Genomic DNA, 23,459 nt, shown 5'->3' with positions numbered 1-23,459 from the left:
TTTTCAGCCATAAAAAACTTCTAATGCCCATGCTTAAAACATGGGCATTAGAAGTTTTTTATTTAAAGTTATTTATAAAGCTCTTTTATTGTTCATTTTTTGACGAATAAGAAGTAAAAATATCATCCACAGATAAATGATGATTTTCAATAATTCTATTACTAACCAATTGATTCAAGTATGCGCCTAATTCTGTCCAAGCAGCTTGATCAAAAACATCTTTAAAGTGAAAATAATACTTTTTATCATAACCGCCAGTATCCGAGACGACAATATTTGCTTCAGTATAATTATCTGTTACTTGCAAAGAGTTGGCATTGTACATCGTTTCAATCGCATTTTCAATAATTGATTTGTACTCTGGACGATGAAAAAATTCAACAAATACTTTTTGTGGATAAGGAAATATTAAACTAAGATAGCCTAAAATGATTTGTGTTAAACTACCAACTAATTTTGAAAATGATGGTTCTTGTTGATAGTTGGCTAAGCCTTTAGCTACACATGACTCAACAAAATAGTCCATTTCTCCATTTAGTTTTGGAAACTTGAACAAGGGCATGAACTTGTATAACTGTAAGTAATGAATAACAATTACTCGACTACACAAGTTATATAATAATAGGTACTGTAGCTCTTCTGGGAAATTAATTTTCTGTTGCAATTGGTGGATTACTTCAATACAACTATTGATAATACCATTTCCTTCGAAGCCCGACATTTGTTTCCCCGCTTGAATTTTTTCATCCTTTGTTCTTAGTTCTTCTATAAAATAGTTTGCTAAAAATAAAAGATGAATTGGTTCATTGTGAGAGCTTTCCTTTCCAATATCTTTCTCTCCCAAGTAAGTTTGAAGTAAATTGATTTCATGGTGATCCGTAATGATTTCTCCCAAATCCAATATATCTTGAGTCAACGGAGCCAAGCGATGATCACTTTTCAGTGCCGATCGATAAATAGCCAAAAGAAAATTCACTTTATTTTTGCCTACTGGTGATAATTTTTCACATCTATTTGTAGGTGCATATTGGCGCGTGTTAATTATTTCTTTTTCTGTAATCGTATTTACAAGCCAATGATTTCCTTTTGTAGCAGCAACTACAGAGAGATAATGAAAAAGCCTAATAGTTGATTCACATCCCTCTAATTGCATAATTGCTTCACTCTTTTTTTCTAATTGAAAACCAGCATCAACTTGCTTAAAAAACTGTTTTAATTTGTTAATTAATTTATAAACATAGGACTCACTGTAAGAGAGACTTTCAGCAGCTTGTAAAATACTAAAACGTCTCTTTTCCAAAACAAATAACATTAATTGAAAAAAACTAGATTCAGTGACATATTTAATGCGACAATTCGTTATCAATTCAATATATTTATCTGCTTCAACTTTAAAGTTGAATTTAATAAGACCATCATTTAGGACTAAATAGATATTTTCTTCTATATCTTCATTCAATTCACTGATAAGTTCTTTAATTTGTCTTCTAGAAGTGCCCAACTCTTGTTCCATAACGGTTGCATCTACTTTCATAAATTCTAGTTTTGACAAAATTTTTAATTTCTGTATTTGTTTTTTTGTTAAAAATAAACTTGCTAATTCTTTTGGTACCAGATTGTTCACTCCTCTAATTACTTTTGTTACGAAAATGTTCTAACAAAAAAACTATTTAACTGAGAGTATACCTTTTTATATACTTAAAAGCAAAGACAGATAATCAGAGAACTACTCACTTGCTTAGACTTATAGTTTAAACTTCAAACCATCTTGTTTTATTTTTATAAAAAAAGAGTCCCCTTCCTCAAGGAAACTCTCAATTGCTAAGTCAAAATAACTTCACGTTATCTAAATCTTTTAAATCAATCCTATGGTTCGCGGAACAAAGGAGCTAAAAACTTAATAGAATAAATCGCACAAATTCCGACAATAATATAGATAATTTTTGCTAATGGTGTGGTTGCGCCGCCACTAATTGTTGCAACTAAATCAAAATTAAATGCACCAACTAATAACCAGTTTAAACCTCCGACAATCAATAAAATTAAAGCAATAATATCCAGATATTTCATTTTTAACACTCCTTCCAAATTTGATAAGCCAAGAGTAACACGTTTATTCTTTATTTACGAAAATAATGATTCAGAAAAAAACTTTTTCCAATTATTCTCTCAAATCATTTTTTCATTATTAAGAATTTTATGATATAACTAAAGAGTAGACAAAAACAGATTCATTATCTCTGATAAGAAATGGTGGTTTATTATGCGTGCTAAGTTATTTTTAATTTTGCGGAATCGAGTGTTATCCCGTGTTATCTTTGTCATTCTATTTTTACATGTGTTTTTTACCACAAATGATTTCACGGTGTTGCTGCTCCTCTTACTATTGAATTATTTACTCACGCTTGAAGATAGCGCGAAAAAAAACAGAAAAATCCAAACTTGGCAGGAATTTAAACAGTCGATTGATTGGCCCTTTGTCGCTTTTTATTCAGGGCTTGCTCTTTTAGTTATTTCGTTAATACTTCTGTTTCTCTGGTTCAATTATGCACGATAAGGAGGATTAAAAATTGAAAAGCTATTTTTTTACTCTTTTTTTTAGTATGTTTAGCCTTTTCGTCATACTACTTTGGTTTTCTGGTCGTCTTTTTCCGTCGCTTGTACCAGATGATGAAGCCGCTAATAATTAATGCACAGGCAATTAAAAGTAATGTCCATAATAGTAAATTTTGTTGTTGTACCACTTTTTTCATCCCCGCTGCTGCTTTTTCTGGTTGATATGGGATACGATGTCCTCGAACTAATAACCGATGACTGTTTATCATATACGGTGTGCAAGTTAATAAAGTGACGAGATCTTGGCCAGACTCAATGTGTAAATCTTTTGTATCAGTTGGTTCAACGGTTTTTATTTGATCCACTTGATAAGCGAGCGTCTTCCCATTGACTTCGATATAAAATTCATCGCCTTTTTTTAATTCTGGCAAATCTGTAAATAATTTGGCTTGAGGGAGACCACGATGTCCTGAAATGACCGCATGTGTATTCGCACCACCTGTAGGATAGGAGGTTCCTTCTAACAAGGAGCTTCCTTTTTCCAATAGCAATGCATTTGTTTTATCAAAAATTGGTAAACGGACATTTATTTTTGGGATGGTTAAAACACCAATCGTATGACTTTCAAAATAGGATTTGTCTGGTTTTTTCGTTGTTTTTTGCGTTTCGGAAAAAGGATCTAATCCAGGATTGCTGCCTTTTTTCGCTAATTCTTGGTTTTTCTTTTCCATTTTTTCTTGAAGTTCAGCCATTTCTTTGGTGTTCTCTTGGCTTGCTTTTGCTTGATAATGAGCGATAATTTGTTGATCCAGATAGTTATTTAATGCATCGCTAACAAAAGGATACGCAAATGCACCTATTCCAATAATCAGTAAAAGAATCATAAAACCATCAATGATACGACGTTTCTTTTTTGACTTCATTGCTTCCTCCTTAAAAATAAAGCATGAAAGCCTGGGACAGTGATTGGCCCAGGCTCTTTGTTTTTCTAAAAATTTCTTCGGTGATGCTAGAAATTAAGCATTTTCTTTTCTACGTCTAGCAAAGTAGACTCCTGCAATAAGTAGCAAGACTGCGCCACTTCCTAAGTAAACGTAGATTCCTTTGCCACCTGTTGAAGGTAAGGTACCTTTGTGTTTGTTTGGTACTTTTTCTGGTGAAACTAGGTTTTCTGTTGTGCCATATGATTGTTCATTGACCACAAATTCAATCCGATTTGTTAACAAGACATAATCATCAGGAGCTACAGTTTCTTCTAAATAATAGGTACCGTATTTAAGCCCTGTGATATCAACTAATCCATCAGCCGTTGTTGTAAAAGTAGTTGCTTCAGCTTTTGTTTTCACCCAAGTTGCTGCTTTCGTTGTTTCATCGATTTTCAAATAATTTGCTGTGTCACTGTTTTGATCACGAACGACAAAGGAAGCTCCCGCCAAGGCTTGTGTCGCTGTCACATCGCCATCGACTTTAATGAAACGTTTCCCACCTGTCACAACTTCAACAGTTGGTGGTGTTTGATCGTCGGTATGGCCATTATCAACATTCGCCTCATTTTTAAAGCCTTTCGTAGGATCTGCTTTTTCATTTAAATGCATAAAGTAAACGAATTTTAGTGTGCCGCCTGGTGTTAACGTAGGAATATACGCTGGATTAACGGCGACAGTGAAGCCATTTGCTTGTTCAGTCACTTGATAATTTTCAGGAGCAATCACTGTATCCCCATCATATAACGCATAGGCATACTCTCCAGAAGTCACGTTATCAAAAGTTAAGGCTGCATCATGTTTATCAACTAAATTGAATTTGACGTATTTATTAGCGTCGCCTTCTTTGTCTGCAATCCCCAATGGAATATTTACAGAAATTTGATATTTAATTTTTTCGCCAATTGCCACATCTTTACCATCCAAGTTTGGTGTTGTTTTATCAACTTTAGAGGTATCATTTTTGACTGTTTTTTCAACAGGTGTTTGATTGTTTGCTTCAATTGTAAATGGTGTTTTTGTTTGATTTTCAATTAATTCTGCATTATTTGGAGCTTTTACTTCTTCTAAAATATACGAACCAACCTCAAGATTTTTAACTGTTAATTCTCCCGTTCCATTCTCTGCTTCTGTGAAATCATTTTCGCCAATTTCATAACTTTTCCCAGTAATAAAGCGTTTTGCTTGTTCTTTATCCGTTGTCCATGTATATAATCCATCTTTGACTCCTTGGATATATTTTACTGTGCCTGGTGAGCCTTCGCTTTTGGAAATAACAAATTCTGCGCCATTTAATCCTTCATTTTCAGCAGTTCCTACTTTTTTCACATGTAAACTACCATCATTGGCTACCACATTTTTAGGATAAATATGAACAACCGCTAATTCTTCTGTTCCATATTTATAGGAACCATCTGCTTGCTTGATCATTTCGTAAACTGGGAACGCCACCACCATATTCGTAGCAGCAACTACACCCTCTTTTGGTTCTTCTTTAATGGTATACACTGCATCTTTACCATTTTGTTTTTTAGGTAACTGAACAGTGACATTCCCATTTGCATCGGTGGTTCCTTGAGCAACAGGTTTCCCAGGAGTTAAACTTTGGACAGCTTGTTTAGCTGCATCGACGCTTGCGCCTGCTGCTCGTTGCTCGTAAAATTCGCTCGTCACGTTATAAATACTAAACGTCACATCTGCCAGTCCTTGATATTTATCAAACTCGCTCATTTCTTTCCCGCTATTTTGAATAAGCGGATCTGGTAAATCCGTCATTTTCTTTTTGTGAATCACGAGCTGTGCGCTCTCCCCATTTTCTTCTGCAAATGCAGTTGTTGTCCCTAATACACTCGTGAAAAGTGGCAAAATTAGTAACAAGGTACTAACGGTGTACCAAACTTTTTTTAATTGCTTCATTTTCTAATCCTCTTTTTTGTTTTTGATAAAATAGCCAAATGACTACCATCCCAATGATTAGCAGGCCTGCAATCGTCAACCAAATAGAACGTTCTTCATTTGTTTTTGGTAAGAAGCCTGACTCTTTTACTTTTTTATTGATTACATGTAACGGTGCTGTTCGTTGTCCGTTCGTTGCATAAGAATTTTTTTCCACCGTAAAAGGAATTTCTGTTTGATTCAGAAGATAACCTTTTGGTGCAGAGATTTCTTCCAAGAAGTACTGGCCATCTTTTAAACCTTTAACTGAAAATTCACCGGCTTGATTAGACGTGATTTTTTTAGCTAATGCTTTTTCTTTTTGCCAACGATATCCGTTTGCTGTTTCATTGAGGTATTCCCCCGCTTGATTTTTGACGATAAAAACAGCCTCTGGCAAGGTGATTTTCGCATTTTCACTATCAACTTTGACAAAAGACTTGCCGCCTGTACGAACTGTGGCTCTTTTAGTCAAGGTATGCTTGTCCGTGACTAATTGTCCTTCGTTGTTAATCGCAGTGTCAGGCTCAGCGGTCTTTTCAAAACGCATTTGATACGACACAGTCATTGTTTGATTTGCAAAGTTTTGTAAGTCTTTAATTGAAAAATCAAGCGTAAATCCATGCTTTTGCGTCGTCAATGTGTAACCTGTAGTAACTGTTTTTCCAGCCACTTTTACCTCAATTGATTCTGGTAAAAGTGTCAACGTTGTATCCGCCTTATCTGACAAACGGAATTCCTGATATCCTAAAATATTCGCTGGAATCTGAGTCGTTAACTGATAGTTAATGTGCTCTCCTTGATTAAAGCCTTGTTGCTTATCGAGTACCGTTTTTTCAAGTGGTGGTAAGTCATAGGCATTTTCTTCATTTTTTGGATATAAATGAATATGCGTTAACGATTGCCCTTGTGGATCTTGAACAGGCAAAATCACTACTAGGTTGCTAGCTTTTTCCTTTACCACTTCCGGTGCTTCCGCTTCAACAAATAAATAGGCTTTATCTCGTTGCTGCGAATCTTTGCTAGCTAATGAAAAAGAAACCACTCCATCTTCTCCATTTATTGTCTGTGTTTTATCTTCTGCGATCGGTTTTCTATTTCTTGCACCGGTTTCTGCTAATTGACGCTGTGCTTCTTGGACCGTTTTTCCTTCAGAACGAAGCTGATAAAACGGATCCGTCACATCATAGACTTGATAAGTGACGTCATTTAAGCCCCGATAATTTTGAAGCAGCGTTCCCTCTTCCCCTGTGTTTTGCTGCTGTTCTGGTAATTGACCATCAGGGAACAATAATTTGTGCAACGTAACTTGAACGCTTGCTTGCGATGCCTCTGCTAATGCTTGCTGTGAAAACCCGAAAAGAGCGAGTAGCATGACGCAAATACTTAACCAACGTGCGTTTTTCATTGATTACACACTCCCTTCTGGTCGTCTAATAAAGAGATAAACACCCGCTATCACGAATGTACTAATCGCTATCAAGTAAAACCACAAGCGTCCTATGCCACCAGTTTCAGGTAAAGGAACCTTTGCTTGGTTCGTAACATCTAAAGTAATTTGATTATTCTTCTCTCCAGAAATTAAAACATCTGCTACTTTTTCCCCATCTATCGTGACTGAACCATCTTCGCGAATTATTAATTCGATTGGTTCTTTTAACCCCTGATATCCTTCTGGCGTAAAGGTTTCTGTTAGGACATATTTCCCTGGTTTTAAGTTTTCAAAAACAAAAGTATCCGTTTCTTTGCCATCTTTTGGTAATTCAATATCCGTATCTGGTCCTGTTAAACGGAATTTCGCTCCTTTAAGTGGCGTCTGATTATCGGCTTTTTTATGAACCGTTAAGTCAAAAGGTTTCAAATGATTTTGATGTGTCAGTGTCCATTCTGGCGCATTTTCTTCAATATTTTTGCCTGCATAGTGAATTTCCCCATATTTATCAACAGTAAATTCATAATTTCCAGCAAGAGTGTTGTAGCCTAATGGTCCTGATTGTTCCACCATTCGATACTCACCAGGTTCACTAATTTTAAAATAGCTCAATCCTGCAGTATCTGTTTTTTGAGTTGCTACAGTTTGGTAACTTCCTTGAGCATTTTTTCTTTGCAACGCAAAAGTCGCCTCTGCTAAGTTCACTTGTTTGCCATTTTGCATGGTGTATTTTCTAATTCTGATTGGCAAAGAAGAAAATTTATTTTCAATTTCCAATGGAATAACTTGATTTGTGGTGGTCACTTCTTGTCCATCGATGCTTACTTTGCCTTGCTCACTCACCTCAATTTGCCAAGTCGTTTTCTTACCTAACTCATGTCCTGCAGGTGCTTTTACTTCGGTTAATGTATAGTTTTCCCCTTTTTGTAGGCGCACATCTTTTGGCAAGGAATAGCTCCCATCTTTATTGTCCACTAATGTGGTTTGAACATTTTTACCACTCAATTCAAAGACGGCTCCCACTAAGTTTTTCTCACCTGAGGAAGAATTTTTGATTACTTTTAAATCTAAGGGCTTGAACTGCTTCGTGTTTTTCCAAGTAGTATCGTTAATTTTTTCTTGACTGTAGCCAGGAACTGCTAATTCACGGGTTGTTTGATAATTGAAAGCTTGTCCTTGATTATTGTATTGGGGAAGTCCAAGAACTTCTTGATAGCTTTCATCCGCGGTTTTGGAAAGTTGGGTTACATTTTTGCGCTCCCAACTATTGCTGGTATCATTTTCTGGTTTTGATAATTTAATATACCCAGTTTGCCAGTTGGCTGTGTCAGTTACTTGCTTTCTACTAATTTCATAAATCACATTATCTGGCCGACTTGTTGGATCTTGATCATACTCTTCCCAGATTTTTTTCACGTTTAACTTCACGCCAGGTGCTTTTCCAGAAGGAACCCCAAAATCAACTTTTTCAGGGGCCGTGGCTAATGGCTGAAACGTTGTCCGACCATTCATTTGATACCAAAAATCAGGTTTGAAGTTTTCTGACTCTGTTTGAATACGTACTTGATAATGAATTTGAATTTCTTGCCCTTTACCCAAATAAATCTCATTACTATTAATTGTAGCGCCTGTTAGCGACACTTCTGGTAATGTTTGAACCTGAACAGGACCCACACTTTTCATTGATAATGTATTTGGCTCGTATTTAAAAGGTTCAGCAATTGGATCAACTACTTTTCCGTTTACAACCGTTCCTGAAATCTGAACGGCTTTTTTCGCTAAATAATCAGAAATGTCTGGTGCATAATCCGCGGATTCATAATAAAGGTCTCCATTTTCATCGGCTGACACCATCTCACGCATTTTATCTTCAACTTGTTGTTTAGATAAATTAGCTCGTGGATCGCTTTGCAATTGAATGCCCAATCCATGTATTTCAATCCCACGTTGTTTTAAGGCCATTGCCTCACCTATCGTGGCGATAAACGTACTGTTAATTCGTTTACTGATATTGTTTTGATCTGGCGCATTATAGCTACCAGAGATATAAGAAGTGCTACCTGGTTGATCTTGTCGATTCGTAAATTGTGTCCCGTAAAAGCGACCATCCGCCTCTGTTTGAACTCGACTCACTTTATAAGAGAAGGTTGGGACGCCATCCGTTAAAAGTACAATGACTTTCTTATGTCCATTTGGCGTTGCTAACATATCACCAGCATCTCTTAATGCTTTTTGAGTGAAAGTTCCTCCTCTAGTGCTACTTGGCGTAATATTTTTAATTGGATTTTTGACTGTATCAAACGGCCCCATTTGAATGGCGTTGTTATTATAACCGTCACTTGAGTAGCCAACATAGCCCATGTTGATGTTATTGGTAATACCGCTATCTGCCAATGTATCAACAAAACGGTTCACTCCTTTTTGTACTTCACCAATCCGATTGTTTTCATTCATACTTCCGGACCAGTCAACGACTAAGACCAAATCCAATGGCGTGATTTCTTTTTGAACATTCCCACGCACATTAAGATATACATCAAAAAGCCCTGGTGTTGTTGTTTCTCTAGCATATTTTCGGATGGCATAATCGGCTTGGTCTCCTGTACCGCCATACTCAATATAAGAATTTGTGCGATTAGTAGGGTCCCCATTCCAACTCGTTTGGCCATCCCATTGGGCACCACCATCTTTATTCCCTTGATGGTTTAACACATTTTGATTGCCTGTGGGCTGCCAATTAGCTGTCGGATAAGTCCCAGAATTATCCGTCGTGTATTGTGGTGCAATTAAAGGCAGTGCCAGATTCGCTCTCAAAGTAGCTGGCGCCATTCTTGCTTCTGCAAATGGATTGGTTACCTCTTCTGTTGCAGTCGGCTGTTCTGTTTTGTCTGGAGCCGAATCATTTTTGTTAGTTTCTTTCGTATTTTCTGGTACAGTTATTTTTTCTGGTTCAGTTGATTCTTTAGCAGAATCCTCTACTGTTATTTTTTCAGAAGTAACTGAAACATCATATTCGTTGTTTTCATACAATAACTTAGGTGGCTGAGCTGTTTGAAGCGAACTTTGCTCAACAGCTAACGAAAGCTGTACCGGCTTTTTTACTTGTGCGTCCAAAGTCAGATAAAGCGTACCATTAGTCACTTGGTAAGAATATCCGTCTTTTTCAATTACAGCAGTATCCATGAACTGTGCATTTTTCAATTGAATTTCTCGTTGTAATGGCTGCTCTGTTTGGTTGAGAAGATTTAACTCGATATTAATATTCGATTTATCATTCTCATCTGTTATCATTTGAGCGGATGTAATTTCAACTTCTTTGGCTGTTTCTGCATAGCCAATGAGCGGTATGAAATAGGATGAGACAAGTAAAAAGACTACGCCGAAAACCCCAAATTTCTTTAGTAATTTAATGTCTGTTCTCTCCTTTCTTTTATGAATTAACAGTTAAATTAGAATTGCCTAGCACGTAAAATTTCATTATTCTAATCTGATAATTATTATACAGAGAAGGAGCTCATTAAATCACACCAGCTTTCATACCAAGCGGTTTCATTTCTGAAATTGCGTTATTGTTTCGATGATTGTTACATTAAAGTAAAGGACTTGGGAGGAAACAATATGATTAGGTTTTTAGAAAAAAATTATCGGAAAATGGAAGAAATCATTCGTGTCTTATCCATTTCTGATAAATGGATGACTAAAAAAGAACTTGCAAAATATATTGGTAGTTCTGAGTCTACTTTTATTCGTTATATTGAGGAGATTAAACAGCGTTGGGGCGAAAGTTTAACCATTAAAACATCGCATAAATTAGGCTATCGTTTAGAAAACTTTAATGTGTCCTTATATTTAAACGTACTGACGGATATGGCAAAAACGTCAACGACCACCCAATTGCTCCATGAATTTATCCAAAATCCTGGCAAAACCATCGAATATTATTGCGATACCATTAATATTAGTCGCTCTTCTTTTGCTCGAAAATTGAAGCAGTGTAATCAGGTCTTGGAAACTTACTCTCTTCGCGTTATCGTTGATCAAGGCTATCAATTAACTAGCCAAACAGAAGAATTGCCTTTACGTATTTTTACAACCTTTTTCTTTTTAATGTATTATGGTCATTATGAATTGCCTTATCAATTAGATAAGCAAGAAATCAAACAATTAATGCGTCGTAATCAATGCCAATTAAATATTATTAGTATGGATAACAGTTATGAACACGATTTCTTTATTATGTATTTTATTGTTGATTTATTAAGAGAGCATCAAGGATTTCAACAACGTTTCCAGAAAAAAACAGATAAAAAGAGTCCGATTAAAATGGAAGATTATCTTTTACTCAGTCGTCATTTTACTGGGCTCAGCCGTGAAACCTATCGGGAAGTTCTCCGATATTTTCAAAGAGGCGCTTTTCAGCAATACTACTCCGAAGACCAAGAAGTCATCAGTCAAAGAATACGTGAAAATTTAAAATTTAATGCTTTTTCACAGATTGAACAATTAACAGAAGAAGTCGTCGACTTCGCTGTTCACTTGTTAACCTGTCTTTATTTGTTTTCTCAATTAGTGCCTTTTGACACCTCCGAATTGACACAAAGGGCCACCTTTTTCACTCGACAAATTCATTTTACTCAGCTTCACTTATATGCACGATTAAAAGCAGAATTGCATTTCTTTTCCGCTCTTTTAGAAACAAATCTATTAAACTATTCATCTTCTTATATTTTTTGGTTGCTTAATACTTTTCCAGAAATTAACCAGAGTTTCGACTCAAAAAAGATTTTGATTATTAGCGACATGGGCCTGAATCATAGTCAATATATTGGAAACTATGTCCACGATATTTTAGCTTTGCATCGGATTCGTTCAAATACGTTAGCAATTACGGAAGAACAATTAGGTGACCATCGACTCGAAGAATTTGACTTGATTATTACCAATCAACCAATTATTGAAACCAGTGTTCCAAGTATTTTAATTAATGATGCTATCTTATTTTCTAACAAAAGAGAATTGCTCGATTTATTAAACTTTTAACGTCTTAATGGTTTTCCCTATCTACCAAAAAGATAGCCCTTTTAGCAAGAACCGCGTAATGTGAGGTGCCATCATACAGAAGATATTTTTATTTTTCTGAAATAAAAAAGAAAATAGGACATAAGTCGAAATGACTTATGTCCTATTTTCACTCTTAAGATAATCAGCTAAACGAAACCAGCAAATTAAATTTCTGATTGATTCACTGGCCATCTTGTGTGACTTTTACTTGGCAAAATTAATGTAATGAAGATCACTAAAGTACCGATAAAAGGAAGTAAATAGAATAAAATCCACCAGTTACTGTGGTCGCGATCATGCAATCTTCTTGCTCGAACAGTAAAGTTTGCCAACCAAATTAAAGCAGTCAGCAAGAAAAAGATAATGGTCACAGTATTCCATTCTTTAATGATTGTTCCATCATTGGGTGTTACTTCAATATATCTGTAAACGCCCGTAATTGCTGAATAAATCCCTAACACCAAATAATTAATTAATTGTGGCCACCAATATTGTGCTCGTGTTGCTGACGCATTCATTGTTGTAATATTATTCCAGTATTCTCTATACGCGTTAAACATATTATCACCCCCGCATTAACTATTACAGAAGTCTTTCGTTTTGTCAAAGAATAACGTTATTTTATGCTGTTTAATGACACGTCCATGTGCCTTCCTTAAACTCACACGAAGCTGACTCTTCAGAAGAAGGAGTCAATGAAACTAACGGTTGCTGTTGTTTTTCTTCTGCGAGAATTTTTTGAATAGTTTGGCTGATTTGCTGTTTCGGTACTGCACCATTAATTAAATATTTTTGATTAATGATTAGTGCGGGAACTCCTTGTAAACCATAAGCAGAAGCTAGCGCAAAATCTTCTTGAACCGCCGTCCAAACAGCCTCGGAAGCAACAGCTTCTTTCCATAAAGCAAAATCAATCGTTGTCTCTTTTACTAGCTCCTCAATTACTTCTGGCTCTTCAATATTTAAACTTCTCATAAATAAACCTTCTTGTAACTTATCAAACAGTAACCAATAAGTGTCTTGGTTGCCAATGTATCCAGCTGCTTTTGCTGCTAATAATGCATTCTTTGATGTTGGAAAATCAAATCGTTGCTTCCTCATCCCTTCAATATTAAAACGATGCTTTGAATCGTTTTGATTGGCATGCACCCAATGCGTCAAAACTTCTTCTTTTACTGCTGCTCGTGAGCCAAACATTGTTTCAAAATCGTTTGCTGACCATCCCAACGCAAACGACCGATGAATCAATTCAATTTCAGGAAATTCTTGTTGAATCTCATGCATGCGGTCAGACATTGGAAAACAAAAACTACAAATAACATCATGGAAAAATTCTATTTTCATCCTTACCCTCCAGTAACTCTTTTTTCAAAACAGATTGAACTAAATTTATCATTTTACTTACTAAAAGTAAACAAATGAAACCAATTAAAAGAAAAAGGTGAAACAAAATGCGCTATGGCTTTTGTCTCACCTGTTCTATCTACTTATTCTGATATGTCCATTCCATTACCCGCTCGCCATTCGTATCTAATTCACCATTAAATACAAAACCGAGTTGTTGATACAACCGAATTGCTGAGCTGTTCGTATCATAAACACTCAAGTATAGCTTGTTTGTTTGGTATTTTTCTATTAGCATTAACATTAAAAGTCGACAGGCTGCTTTCCCATAACCTTGTCCTTGGAACCGTTGATCAATTAAAAAGCGGTCTAACCAAACACGCCCATCTTGCCAACGTCCATACATGGCATAGCCGATTAATTGATTGCCGTCATAAATACCTGCCGATTCCCATTCTGGAAATTGGTCCGATTCTTTTAGATTTTCTGCCATTGATTCAATGAAGGTTTGTTGTTCAGCAAAAACTTGTAGGTTTTCCACTGCTTTACGATTATCGCTTGTTACTTTTTCAAAATGTATTTCCATTGTTTTCACCTAATTAGTTGTTATTTTCTGCATACTTGTATTCTTTCTTGCTTCTTATTTTAACATACTTATTTCCCTTTGCTTTCTCTAACTCTCTGTGATTATACGTTTCTCTTTTTTATGGGAAATCTTCCCTATAAATGGAGACTCTTTTCAAGAGATTTCTTTTTACACCACCCGTTTCAAATGATATAAATGATATATAGAGTGTTTTAACTATGTGCAACATGATTAAAAGTTAACTGTTGGGGAGCAGTTAACTTTTTCTTTTTAACCACAAAAGAGAGGATCCACTGTGAGAAATAACTGCAGTGGATGCTCCCTTTTGTATATTATTTATTTACTAGCCGATAATTGAAGGCTTTCCCGTTACTCAGTAGTATCGATTTTGTCTTCTTGACTATCTAAAGAATGGTCAACTTTTTCGTCGTAACTTTCCATGGAATTTTCATTTTTATGTTTCTGTTTATCGACCGTTTTATCGACTTTTTCTTTCTGTCGATCAATTGTTTTTTCCATCTCTTCGCCAGCCGAGGTACAACCACTCAGTAAAAGGAAACTTGTGAATAAAAACGCTGACAAGATAACTGTTTTTCCGATTTTTGTTTTCATAAACTCACCTCTCGTTTAATTTAAAAAAACGTCCCGATAAAACATTGTTCCCTTGATTATTTACTCACAATTAGCGAACAACTAAAACATTGCACAAAGCATGGTTAACTACATAATCTGTAGTAGAACCAATCAAGGTTCGTTGAATAGCACCTCTTCCCGTGGCACCTAGCACAATTAAATCTATGGCATAATTTTCAGAAATCGTGTTGGCAAGATAACGTTTTGGGCTCCCAAGCTCAACAATTTTTTTGACTGTTTTTACACCAATTTCACTCGCTTGTTTTGCCTTTTCAGTGAGCATCTCTTCTGACTTGTGTTTTTCTAAATCATACAATTCTTCAAAAGAAAATGGACTCGTCGTAAATTCAGCATCATTAATAATTGTAGCTAAATAAAGAGTGGCTTGTTCCTCTTTGGCAATCCTGACAGCTTCATGAAAAGCTTTTTCAGATTGATCTGAGCCATCAAGAGCAACCAAAATATGTTGATATACTGACATTTTATCCGCCTCCTTAACCAAATTAAGAATCAAAACTAACACAACAGCTGTGTTACATTTTAGTGGCTATCTGTTGTAATTTTTCCACGGTTAATGCTTGATAATTTGTTTCTTCAAGTAGTCCCGTTTGAATTTCAACAGAAACATCTTCCGTACATGTTTCTAAAAACATTGTGGCATAATCAAACTGTTGCTCTAAGAATGTTTCATACTCCAGTCGACAACGTAAAAATTCTTTCGCGGTATCTGAAACATGTAAACACATGCGGCGCTTATTCGCTTTCTTGGTTATCACAAAATAGGTTCCTTCTAAAATCGTGGTAATCTCTTCAATAATATACGCTGCATCTTTTACCATTCCGTCAATCCAGTCCTTTATTTGTTTTCAGTGTCGTTGCTTTTTTCTTTGTCGTCACTTAACAGCTCTTTAATTTTTTCACGATTGTCGTATAACTTTTTTCCTACGCCCACTAAGGCGCCGCCTGCCAATAACTTTGTTAAAAAGCCGCCATTTGCGTTTGTTTTTTTGCCATGGTGTCCTTTTAAATGATGTCCCATCCTAGCCACCTCCATAATTTTTATTTCTATTACCTATGAACATTATCTCATATGTTTTCACAAAACGCACGTATAACAATAGTTTTTTAATCAAGGCTCGACCACTTTGTAAACTCATGACTTTTAATATGCCGAATCTCTTCAAATAAAATATGTGTATGTCCAACTTTTGCATACTCCATTGAACTCATCCCTTCAAAAACACCAACAATTGGCGGTTGAACACGGCCAAAATCATCCAAAGTATTCAATTGGATTTCTAAAACTTGGTTATTTTTTAAAGACTGCTCTAAGTATTCTTCAATTTCTTCTGTTGTCTGTTGCGGTAAGCGTTCAAACGCTCTCTTAGAATATTCGTCAGAAGCTTCGATTCCTTCTTGTAACTCCCCCAATGCAAAAGCGGTCGCCCATTTCAGTTCAAAGGGCCGATCATGGTACTCATTATAAGGTGTAAATTCTTTTTTTGTTCGTTTCATGATGTTATCCTCCTAAACCGACATTTCCTCCAGCATGTCCACCGACTAATCCCGAACGATGAATTGCCGTCGCGCCTTCCAACAAAGAAGAGGCGTGGATTAAAGCTTGAAAGCCAAATTTTTGTCGGATTTTATCAATCAGATAGTTTAACTCCATTTCACTAATTTGCTCTTCTGGTTCCGAAAATAAATCTAATTGTAAAGATTCATTCCAAACTAATTTCCCATAAGAAAGCCCTAATTGCCGGACATCAGTTCCCGCTAGATAATGTTCTCTAAAAAGGGCTAATACATAGGTAATCAAAACTTTTGTATTGTTTGTTGCAGGAATCGTTTGTTGTTTTCGCCAACCAGTTCGTCCTTCACGGTCAATTTGACCTTTGGAATAACCAACGTAGACTGTGATACATTCCGTTTGACAATGCGCTTTTCTTAAACGAGCAGCCACTTGTTCTGTCAGTTCCTTTAAGACTAGTTCAATCTGATCTCTTCGCGCATAATCTCTCGGTAAAATCTGACTATTCCCAAATGATTTTTCAGCTTTATGTGGTGCTTTTTTCCCTAAAAAGGTACGATCAATCCCCCATGAATGAGCATACAATTGAAGCCCCATCACGCCAAATGTTTCTTGTAAAAGATGCGGATTCGCTTGCGCTAACTCATATACAGAATCAATTCCTAAACGATTCAGTCGTTTAGCCATTCTGCGACCAATCCCACAAAAATCTGTCAAAGAAGGCAACTGCCAGACAGTATCTGGTACACGATCATACCGCCATTCTGCAATAAAATCTGGCGAATGTTTGGCGCCATTGTCCAACGCCAATTTAGCCAGTAACGGATTGTCCCCTATCCCAACGGTCACATAAATACCCACATGATTATAAACGACTCTTTGGATAATCCGAGCCATTTTATAGGCAGTTTCACAATGAAAATAACTTAAAGAAGCCGTTACATCAAGAAATGATTCATCTACACTAAACACAGAGTGATCTTCATCTGCGACAAACTTTTTATATAAATTATTGATTTCTTGATTTTTTTTCATGTACAAATTCATTCGTGGCGGAACCACATATAAATCAGGATGAGCGGGCACTTGATTTTTACGCGTAACATTTGAAACACCTAAAACTTTTTTTGCCATTGGCGATGCTGATAAAACTAATCCCCCCGCATTTTCGGCATTACTCATCACTACTAACATCGTTTTCAACGGATCTAACCCACGTTCTGCGCATTCTACACTAGCGTAAAAACTTTTGCAATCAATACAAAGAATATCGCGACTAGGTTCTTTTTCATAATCAAATTTCATAAACATCACCTCACTTGCAAAATCATTATACGAACAAACGTTCGAATAATCAAGCGAACACTGTTTATTTTTTTGTTTTTTTCAAGAACGGTCGGTGATCAAAAAAAATAAGTATTCGGAATTTTTATATTCCAAATACTTATTTTTTCTTTTACATCTTATTTCGATTTAAAAATAACGATAAAAAGCCCGTTCCTAACAGAATTACTGCTGAAACATAATAAGGGAAAAAGTGATTGATATCAAATAAAGCTCCTGCTGCCATTGGTCCTAAAATATTACCAAAACTTGTAAATGTTGAATTTAGTCCGTTGATGGTTCCTTGTTGATCTCCAGCATGTTTGGATAAATAAGTAGTTACTGCTGGTCTAAACAAGTCAAACGCTAAAAAGACAATAAACGTTGAAAATACAACAACTAAATTATTTTTTGTAAAGGCAATCACGGCAATAAAAATGGCACTTGCAAAAAAGGTTAATTGGATTAAACCCATTTCACCTATTTTTTGGACGATTGCATCAAAGAAAAACAACTGACAAATCAACGCTAAAATACCACTAACCGTAATCACGATTGCTATTTCACTTGTGGTAAAGCCAAAATTAATAGTCGCCATAATACTATAAATAGATTCGAACGCTTGCAGGCCAAAAGAGGAAATTAAGATAATCACAAATAATGAGGTAAACATTGGATTTCTTAAAATATCCATAAATGAACCTTTTTTCGCTTCAACAGCGGCTAAAATTCGTTTCTCCGGCTCCTTCAAAACAGTTAATGTCAAAATAAAACCAATAAATGCTAAAAATGCGGCCGCAAAAAATGGAGCGCGAATGCCTAAATAAGCAATAAAACCACCAACTCCTGGTCCGATAATAAAACCACCACTAATTGCAGCTGACACAAGCCCCATCGCTTTCGGACGTTCAGAAATCGTGGTCATATCTGCCACAAAAGCTGTCACTGACGGCATTAATAAAGCGGCGGCAATCCCACCTAAACCACGAGAAATATAAAAACCGCTTTTCGCTTGGGCTAAACCAAATAATAACTCAGAAATTGAAAACACCAACATGCCCGTCGCAATCATTTTTTTCCGACCAATTTTATCCGAAAGGACACCTGCGATTGGCGATGTGATTAATTGGGCAATCGCAAAAATAGAAATCATCATTCCCATTGTGGTACCAGAAAAATGCATTTCTTCTTTTAATTGGGGAATTACGGGAATGACTAGGCCTACGCCTAGAAAAACAAGAAATAAGTTAGAAATTGCTAAGTACATCATACTATTTTTTTTCGTCATAATTTGCCTCCTCCATAAAAAAACAGCCATCAAAAATGGCTATTTCTGTTTCTTTGTATGTACTTTCTTTGACAGTGTTTCGGCTGAAACACTCGTTGAGTCATTGAGATACATTTTACACTAATTCGCTGAAAATTTCACTAGTTTTTACTTATTTTTTTAAAGGAAATTGTTATTTTTTAAAGACATAACTTAAGTATCCAAGTATTTAATGAATCGCTTTTGTTTTTTATCAGAAACATAGCCAATGTGTTCATAAAATTGATGTGCTGCTGTACGCTGTTCCCCTGAATTTAAGCGAATCGCAGACAAGTTACACTTTTTAGCTTCCGTTTCTAGTTTCGTCATTAATTGTTTGCCAATTCCACGGCCTTCTGCTTCTTTTGCCACTGCTAATCCCAGAACGTTCAATAACGTTTGGGAATAAATTGTTTCATACAGTTGCGCATGCACATAGCCTAAAATCTTCCCTGTCTTCGTTTCTTCATAAACATATAAAAACTCTCTGTCACTGGCTAGTAGTAATTTCTCAATCTGTTTACAGGTCACGTCAACGGGAACTTCATAGCCCAATTGTTCTTTATTAATGATAGTTAACGCCGCTGCATCTGTTGGCTTCATTTTTCTAATCAAGGGTAACAACCTCCCAAATGATATTTATAGAGTATTACTTTGGCTACTCTATAGTTTTTTCGATAAATAAAGAACTAACTCATCATCATTAACACACCGATCGTTTGGTTTCAGCTGCTTATTTTGAAACCAGACTCCTGAACCATCTGGCACATATCCTTGTTTGATATATAATCTTTGCGCTGCACCATAACCAGGATGCAGGCCTACTCCCAAAGAAACAGTATCTGCATAACTTTTGGCAACATTTTCTGCACGATTTAATAATAACCGCCCCACTCCTTGTTTTTGAAATGGTAAGAATACATTGAAATCAGCTATTTCAGGATATAAATTTTTAAAAGGTCCTTCCTTAGCTAATGGCAGTAACGTCAAATAACCTAACAGCGTTGCCTTTTTCTCCGCTACAAAAACCGTTCGTTGCTTGACTAATTGTTCTTCTAAATAGTTCATTAAAATCTCTTGGCGACTTGGCCAACCTTGTTGGACAAATTGAGTATCCAGCGCTAAGATATCTTTCTCTTGCATTTCTCTAATAACCACTAGCTCAGACATCAGCCTTCCCTCCCAAAAAACGTTTTCATTTTATACAACGAAGCGAATAATTCTTCGCTCCCTTATTCATTTTCAAAAACCATCGAGTTGATGATATTTGGGCAAAACAGCAACACATGTTTCTTCTGAATTAACAGCAATAACGAACCCTTGCCATAAGGACCACGTCACCGCTTCACCTAATTTCTCTTTCACTCGTTGAATCATTTCAGCTTGCGTTAAGTCTCGAGCAGGGAAATGTTGAACTTTATCGTTACTGATTAAAAAAATAAATGATTCTGAAAAAGCTGTCATGACTTCAGGTGGTAAATTTTTTAATCGTTCTTGGTAATCCATTGAAACCACTCCTTCTTTTTTATCATACCACAACATCCATTTCTCTAAAAAGCGCAGCACTTACTACTGAATATCTGCTAAAATTTGCCTGATAATCTGCTTTTCAGACAGTTGTTCAGATAACCGCTGTTCTCCCGGAAACCCTAAATAATCTTCTGGTAGCCACCAACGTTTCATTTCCACGACACCAAATTCTTGATTCTTGTTTCTCTGGCTATGTCTTTTCAGCGTTTCTTCAAAAGAAATATCAAAATAATAAACCTGAACGTTTCCTTCAAAGAGATGAATTATTTCCTGAAAAAAGGAATGATAAATGGCTTTTTGAAAAATCCCTTCAACAATCACATACTGGCATTCTTGATAACCAAAAGCTACCAACTGTTTAAACAAAGCAATACTTATATTACCTGTTTCATCTTTAACACGAAGCATTTCTCTGCGCACCACATCTTGAGAAATCAATAACGATTGTTCTTTAAGACACTGATGAAGCGCTTTAGCTATCGTTGTTTTACCACTACCAGAATTACCACGTAAAATAATTAATTTCGGTTGCATCTGTTTCCCTCCATTTTCTTGATTGTTGAAAACAAGCAGAAAAGAGCAAAAAACTTGGAAAAAACTCTCCAAGTTTTGCTGTTATTTTGATGAATGTTTCGTTGAATCTCGCTGAATGAATTCCGTTCCGACAATAATTTTTCTAGGAACTGGTGGGGTATTCAAGCATAACTCTTTCATTGTCTCAACGGCTAGCTCACCCATCCATTCAGTATGAACTTTGACTGTTGTTAATGTGGGTGAAACATATTTTGCGACACTAATATCATTAAAACCAATGATAGAAATATCTTCTGGCACACGAATGGCTGCTTCTTGTAACGCCCGCATTGCACCAATCGCCAATGTATCACTTGCAGCGAAAAAAGCGGTTGGACGAGTGTCCGCTTTTTCAATAAAGTCTTTCATCGCTTGATAGCCTTCTTCAACAGAAAAAGCTGCTTCGACAACCCATTCTTGATGATAAAGGTCCAGATCTTTTAAGGTTTCTTTAAAAGCGACAAAACGTGGATCAACCAATGCCACGTGGGACTCTTTCGTATATTCTTGCCCAGAAAGTATACCAATTTTCTGATGCCCTTGCGCCAAAAATTCTTGCACAATTGTTTTAACACTTCCAGCAAAATCAACAACAATGGAGTTTTGGCCAAAAGCCATTGCATCAAAGTCTACAAATAGAAGAGGTGCGCCTAAGGCGGCTAAGGCCGCCACTTGCTTTTCATCAAATTTTCCTAGGGCAATTGTCCCATCAAATCTTTTTTGAGACAGGTTTGTCAGAGATTCTTTGACTAAAAGAAAACCCAATTCCTCTGCCCGCTTTTCAACACCTAAACGAATCGATAAATAGTAAATATCATCCAGTTCTTCTGGATCGCTGAACCATTGGACAAACCGAATTTTCTTTTTGCCTGCTTGTTTTTTTCTGGCTCGCTTTTTATAATTTAACGTTTCTGCTGTTTCAAATATTTTCTTCTTCGTTTCATCACTAACTGATAATGTTTCATCATAGTTCAAAACTCTCGAAACTGTCGCTGAAGAAACACCGACTTGCTCTGCTATATCTTTAATGGTTACGATGTTCCTCACCTCAAACTAATCATTTTCTATACATTGAATAAATCGTTCAAAAGCACGACGACCTTCTTCGTCACGTTTAAAGACGCCGGCATCTGTTAAAATTTGAACAAAAATTGTCCCAATTCCTTGTTGGATCACTTCTTTGACATTGGCTTCAGTGGTGGTTTGCTGACTGAGTTCATCCGCCCAAGCTCGATGACTTTCAGCAATTTGATTGGGTTGCTTTAATAAATACTTTTCGACTTCTCTTAATTCTTGTGCCAGCCTTGGTGGCAAAATAGCTAGTCCCATTACTTCAATTAAGCCAATATTTTCTTGCTTAATATGTTGTACTTCTGGATGTGGATGAAAAATACCATCTGGAAATTCCTCCGAAACATTATTATCTCGTAAAACTAAATCCAATTCAAATAATGACCCTTTGCGTCGAGCAATTGGCGTAATCGTATGATGCGGTGTGCCATCTTCTGAATAGGCCCGAACTGAGACTCGTTCATCAGAATAATTGCGCCATTTGGTCAAAATTAATTCGGCCGCCTCAACGAGTTCCTCTTGATGATTACTTTGAAGACGAATCACAGACATCGGCCATTTTAAAATACCCGCAGTTATCGCAGGATATTTTTTCAAAGAAAATCTTGTTTCCATTGGTGCTAAATCCATTGGAAATGTATGACGTCCTGCTTGGTAATGATCATGAGATAAAATAGAACCACCAACAATTGGTAAATCTGCATTAGAGCCCACAAAATATTCAGGGAATAACTCCGTAATTTTAAGGAGCCGCTGGAACGTTTTTTTCTCGATTTTCATTTCTCGATGTTGTTGGTCCAAGAAAATCGCATGCTCATTATAGTAAGCATATGGCGAATATTGAAAGCCCCAAGCTTCGTCCTCTAAATTTAGTCGGATAATCCGATGGTTTGTCCGTGCTGGATAATTCACACGACCATAATAGCCTTCATTCTCCATACATAACATACACGCTGGATATTTTTTTTGACTCATTTTCTTTTCAGCCAAAATTTTTCGAGCATCCTTTTCTGGCTTCGATAAGTTAATGGTAATTTCTAGTTTACCATAGGGTGAGTCCATTGGGAAAATAATATTTTTGGCGATTGCTTTCGTTTTAATGTAGTTATTCGTTTTACATAACTGATAAAAATAATCCGTTGCTTTTCGTGGAGACTCTTGATAATAGTCCATAAACTTCTGATTAATAGTGGTTGGGGTCGGCGTAATAAAATCCATTAACTCCGCTTCTAGTTGTTCTGCTTCCGTAATTGAGTCATCGATTTGGTGATTGGCTTGTGCAATGTTTAAAAGCTGTTCCACCACATGCAACGGTTCTTGTTCACAAGCAACCGCTTCTGGTTGTTCAAAAAAATCACAGCCAACTAGTTTGGCAATCCGATTCGTCAAATAATAGCGGTCTGTTTCCGTCCAATCGCCATTTTCTATGATTATCTCTACAAATGCAGCAATCCATTTACTACTTTCTTTCATCATCTGATGTTCTCCTATTCATTATAGCCTTGAGGATGTTTCACATGCCATTGCCAAGCGGTGGCGATAATGTCCTTGACCTCAGTTACTTCTGGTTGCCAGCCTAAAACTCGTTTGGCTTT

The 23,459-nt window shown here is 36.3% G+C and carries 24 protein-coding genes and 1 pseudogene; 2 read left to right on the top strand and 23 right to left on the bottom strand.

Annotation, left to right across the window (positions count from 1 at the left end; genetic code table 11):
• Positions 1-85 precede the first annotated feature (85 nt).
• Positions 86-1,624 (bottom strand): helix-turn-helix domain-containing protein, encoded by a 1,539-nt coding sequence (locus KQI94_RS09205; RefSeq protein ID WP_002390027.1) that lies wholly within the window; start codon positions 1,622-1,624, stop codon positions 86-88.
• 242 nt (positions 1,625-1,866) lie between these two features.
• A complete protein-coding gene (locus tag KQI94_RS09200) occupies positions 1,867-2,070 on the bottom strand; it encodes a DUF378 domain-containing protein (protein WP_002381996.1) in 204 nt (67 codons plus the stop codon).
• 193 nt (positions 2,071-2,263) lie between these two features.
• Between KQI94_RS09200 and KQI94_RS16795 the strand changes: the two genes are divergently transcribed.
• Positions 2,264-2,557 carry a hypothetical protein gene (locus tag KQI94_RS16795; RefSeq protein ID WP_002369654.1) on the top strand — a complete coding sequence of 98 codons (294 nt, stop codon included), beginning with the start codon at positions 2,264-2,266 and terminating at the stop codon, positions 2,555-2,557.
• Positions 2,558-2,624: 67 nt separating this feature from the next.
• On the opposite strand, the gene srtC is transcribed toward KQI94_RS16795, so the two are convergent.
• The 4 genes from srtC to ebpA all read right to left on the bottom strand — a co-directional run bounded on the left by srtC (position 2,625) and on the right by ebpA (position 10,350).
• Positions 2,625-3,479 carry an Ebp pilus assembly class C sortase gene (srtC, locus tag KQI94_RS09195; RefSeq protein WP_002369656.1) on the bottom strand — a complete coding sequence of 285 codons (855 nt, stop codon included), beginning with the start codon at positions 3,477-3,479 and terminating at the stop codon, positions 2,625-2,627.
• A gap of 93 nt (positions 3,480-3,572) precedes the next feature.
• Complete coding sequence (ebpC, locus tag KQI94_RS09190) at positions 3,573-5,456, bottom strand: endocarditis and biofilm-associated pilus major subunit EbpC (protein WP_002360608.1); 1,884 nt, start codon at positions 5,454-5,456, stop codon at positions 3,573-3,575.
• The gene (ebpB, locus tag KQI94_RS09185) at positions 5,422-6,882 is read right to left on the bottom strand and encodes an endocarditis and biofilm-associated pilus minor subunit EbpB (RefSeq protein WP_216454376.1); all 1,461 of its coding nucleotides are present in this window, start codon (positions 6,880-6,882) and stop codon (positions 5,422-5,424) included. The genes ebpC and ebpB overlap by 35 nt, the downstream gene beginning before the upstream one ends.
• 3 nt (positions 6,883-6,885) lie before the next feature.
• Entirely contained in the window at positions 6,886-10,350 is a 3,465-nt protein-coding gene (gene ebpA, locus KQI94_RS09180) for an endocarditis and biofilm-associated pilus tip protein EbpA (protein ID WP_002369660.1), read from the bottom strand.
• A 174-nt stretch (positions 10,351-10,524) separates the two neighbouring features.
• Here ebpA and KQI94_RS09175 point away from each other — a divergent pair, with 174 nt between their 5' ends.
• The gene (locus KQI94_RS09175; protein WP_002382000.1) at positions 10,525-11,946 is read left to right on the top strand and encodes a helix-turn-helix domain-containing protein; all 1,422 of its coding nucleotides are present in this window, start codon (positions 10,525-10,527) and stop codon (positions 11,944-11,946) included.
• Between the two features lie 185 nt (positions 11,947-12,131).
• Here KQI94_RS09175 and KQI94_RS09170 read toward each other — a convergent pair whose 3' ends face one another.
• The 17 genes and pseudogenes from KQI94_RS09170 to KQI94_RS09090 all read right to left on the bottom strand — a co-directional run.
• Positions 12,132-12,527, bottom strand: a complete 396-nt coding sequence (locus KQI94_RS09170; protein WP_002358131.1) for a DUF805 domain-containing protein — start codon at positions 12,525-12,527, stop codon at positions 12,132-12,134.
• 70 nt (positions 12,528-12,597) lie between these two features.
• Positions 12,598-13,311: a DsbA family protein gene (locus KQI94_RS09165; RefSeq protein ID WP_002369662.1), complete on the bottom strand. Its 714-nt coding sequence runs from the start codon at positions 13,309-13,311 to the stop codon at positions 12,598-12,600.
• Positions 13,312-13,450: 139 nt separating this feature from the next.
• Positions 13,451-13,897, bottom strand: coding sequence for a GNAT family N-acetyltransferase (locus KQI94_RS09160; RefSeq protein WP_002390030.1), 447 nt, complete (start codon positions 13,895-13,897; stop codon positions 13,451-13,453).
• Positions 13,898-14,266: 369 nt separating this feature from the next.
• A complete protein-coding gene (locus KQI94_RS09155; protein ID WP_002369664.1) occupies positions 14,267-14,509 on the bottom strand; it encodes a hypothetical protein in 243 nt (80 codons plus the stop codon).
• Positions 14,510-14,579: 70 nt separating this feature from the next.
• Complete coding sequence (locus tag KQI94_RS09150) at positions 14,580-15,011, bottom strand: universal stress protein (protein ID WP_002391595.1); 432 nt, start codon at positions 15,009-15,011, stop codon at positions 14,580-14,582.
• A 52-nt stretch (positions 15,012-15,063) separates the two neighbouring features.
• Entirely contained in the window at positions 15,064-15,369 is a 306-nt protein-coding gene (locus tag KQI94_RS09145; protein WP_002358136.1) for a hypothetical protein, read from the bottom strand.
• Positions 15,370-15,386: 17 nt separating this feature from the next.
• Positions 15,387-15,584, bottom strand: a complete 198-nt coding sequence (locus KQI94_RS09140; RefSeq protein ID WP_002360617.1) for a hypothetical protein — start codon at positions 15,582-15,584, stop codon at positions 15,387-15,389.
• A 71-nt stretch (positions 15,585-15,655) separates the two neighbouring features.
• Positions 15,656-16,045 carry a hypothetical protein gene (locus KQI94_RS09135; RefSeq protein WP_002358138.1) on the bottom strand — a complete coding sequence of 130 codons (390 nt, stop codon included), beginning with the start codon at positions 16,043-16,045 and terminating at the stop codon, positions 15,656-15,658.
• Between the two features lie 4 nt (positions 16,046-16,049).
• Positions 16,050-17,366, bottom strand: coding sequence for a Y-family DNA polymerase (locus KQI94_RS09130; protein ID WP_002358139.1), 1,317 nt, complete (start codon positions 17,364-17,366; stop codon positions 16,050-16,052).
• A gap of 151 nt (positions 17,367-17,517) precedes the next feature.
• Positions 17,518-18,672, bottom strand: a complete 1,155-nt coding sequence (gene emeA / locus KQI94_RS09125; RefSeq protein WP_002358140.1) for a multidrug efflux MFS transporter EmeA — start codon at positions 18,670-18,672, stop codon at positions 17,518-17,520.
• A 192-nt stretch (positions 18,673-18,864) separates the two neighbouring features.
• Entirely contained in the window at positions 18,865-19,305 is a 441-nt protein-coding gene (locus KQI94_RS09120) for a GNAT family N-acetyltransferase (protein ID WP_002369669.1), read from the bottom strand.
• 48 nt (positions 19,306-19,353) lie between these two features.
• Positions 19,354-19,860 (bottom strand): GNAT family N-acetyltransferase, encoded by a 507-nt coding sequence (locus KQI94_RS09115; protein WP_002369672.1) that lies wholly within the window; start codon positions 19,858-19,860, stop codon positions 19,354-19,356.
• A 72-nt stretch (positions 19,861-19,932) separates the two neighbouring features.
• Positions 19,933-20,232: a hypothetical protein gene (locus tag KQI94_RS09110; RefSeq protein WP_002390034.1), complete on the bottom strand. Its 300-nt coding sequence runs from the start codon at positions 20,230-20,232 to the stop codon at positions 19,933-19,935.
• A 27-nt stretch (positions 20,233-20,259) separates the two neighbouring features.
• On the bottom strand, positions 20,260-20,826 hold the full coding sequence (locus KQI94_RS09105) for a kinase (RefSeq protein ID WP_002390035.1): 567 nt from the start codon (positions 20,824-20,826) through the stop codon (positions 20,260-20,262).
• 9 nt (positions 20,827-20,835) lie between these two features.
• Positions 20,836-21,840, bottom strand: a complete 1,005-nt coding sequence (locus KQI94_RS09100; RefSeq protein WP_002369677.1) for a LacI family DNA-binding transcriptional regulator — start codon at positions 21,838-21,840, stop codon at positions 20,836-20,838.
• Positions 21,841-21,846: 6 nt separating this feature from the next.
• Positions 21,847-23,337 carry a UDP-glucose--hexose-1-phosphate uridylyltransferase gene (gene galT / locus KQI94_RS09095; RefSeq protein WP_002369678.1) on the bottom strand — a complete coding sequence of 497 codons (1,491 nt, stop codon included), beginning with the start codon at positions 23,335-23,337 and terminating at the stop codon, positions 21,847-21,849.
• Between the two features lie 14 nt (positions 23,338-23,351).
• Positions 23,352-23,459 (bottom strand): annotated as a pseudogene (locus tag KQI94_RS09090) (UDP-glucose 4-epimerase); the annotation flags it as partial.

Source organism: Enterococcus sp. S183_ASV_20, from assembly GCF_018919685.1.
GTDB lineage: Bacteria > Bacillota > Bacilli > Lactobacillales > Enterococcaceae > Enterococcus > Enterococcus faecalis.
The sequence above is the reverse complement of the archived record's forward strand: the minus strand, read 5'-3'. Positions and strand labels throughout refer to the sequence as shown.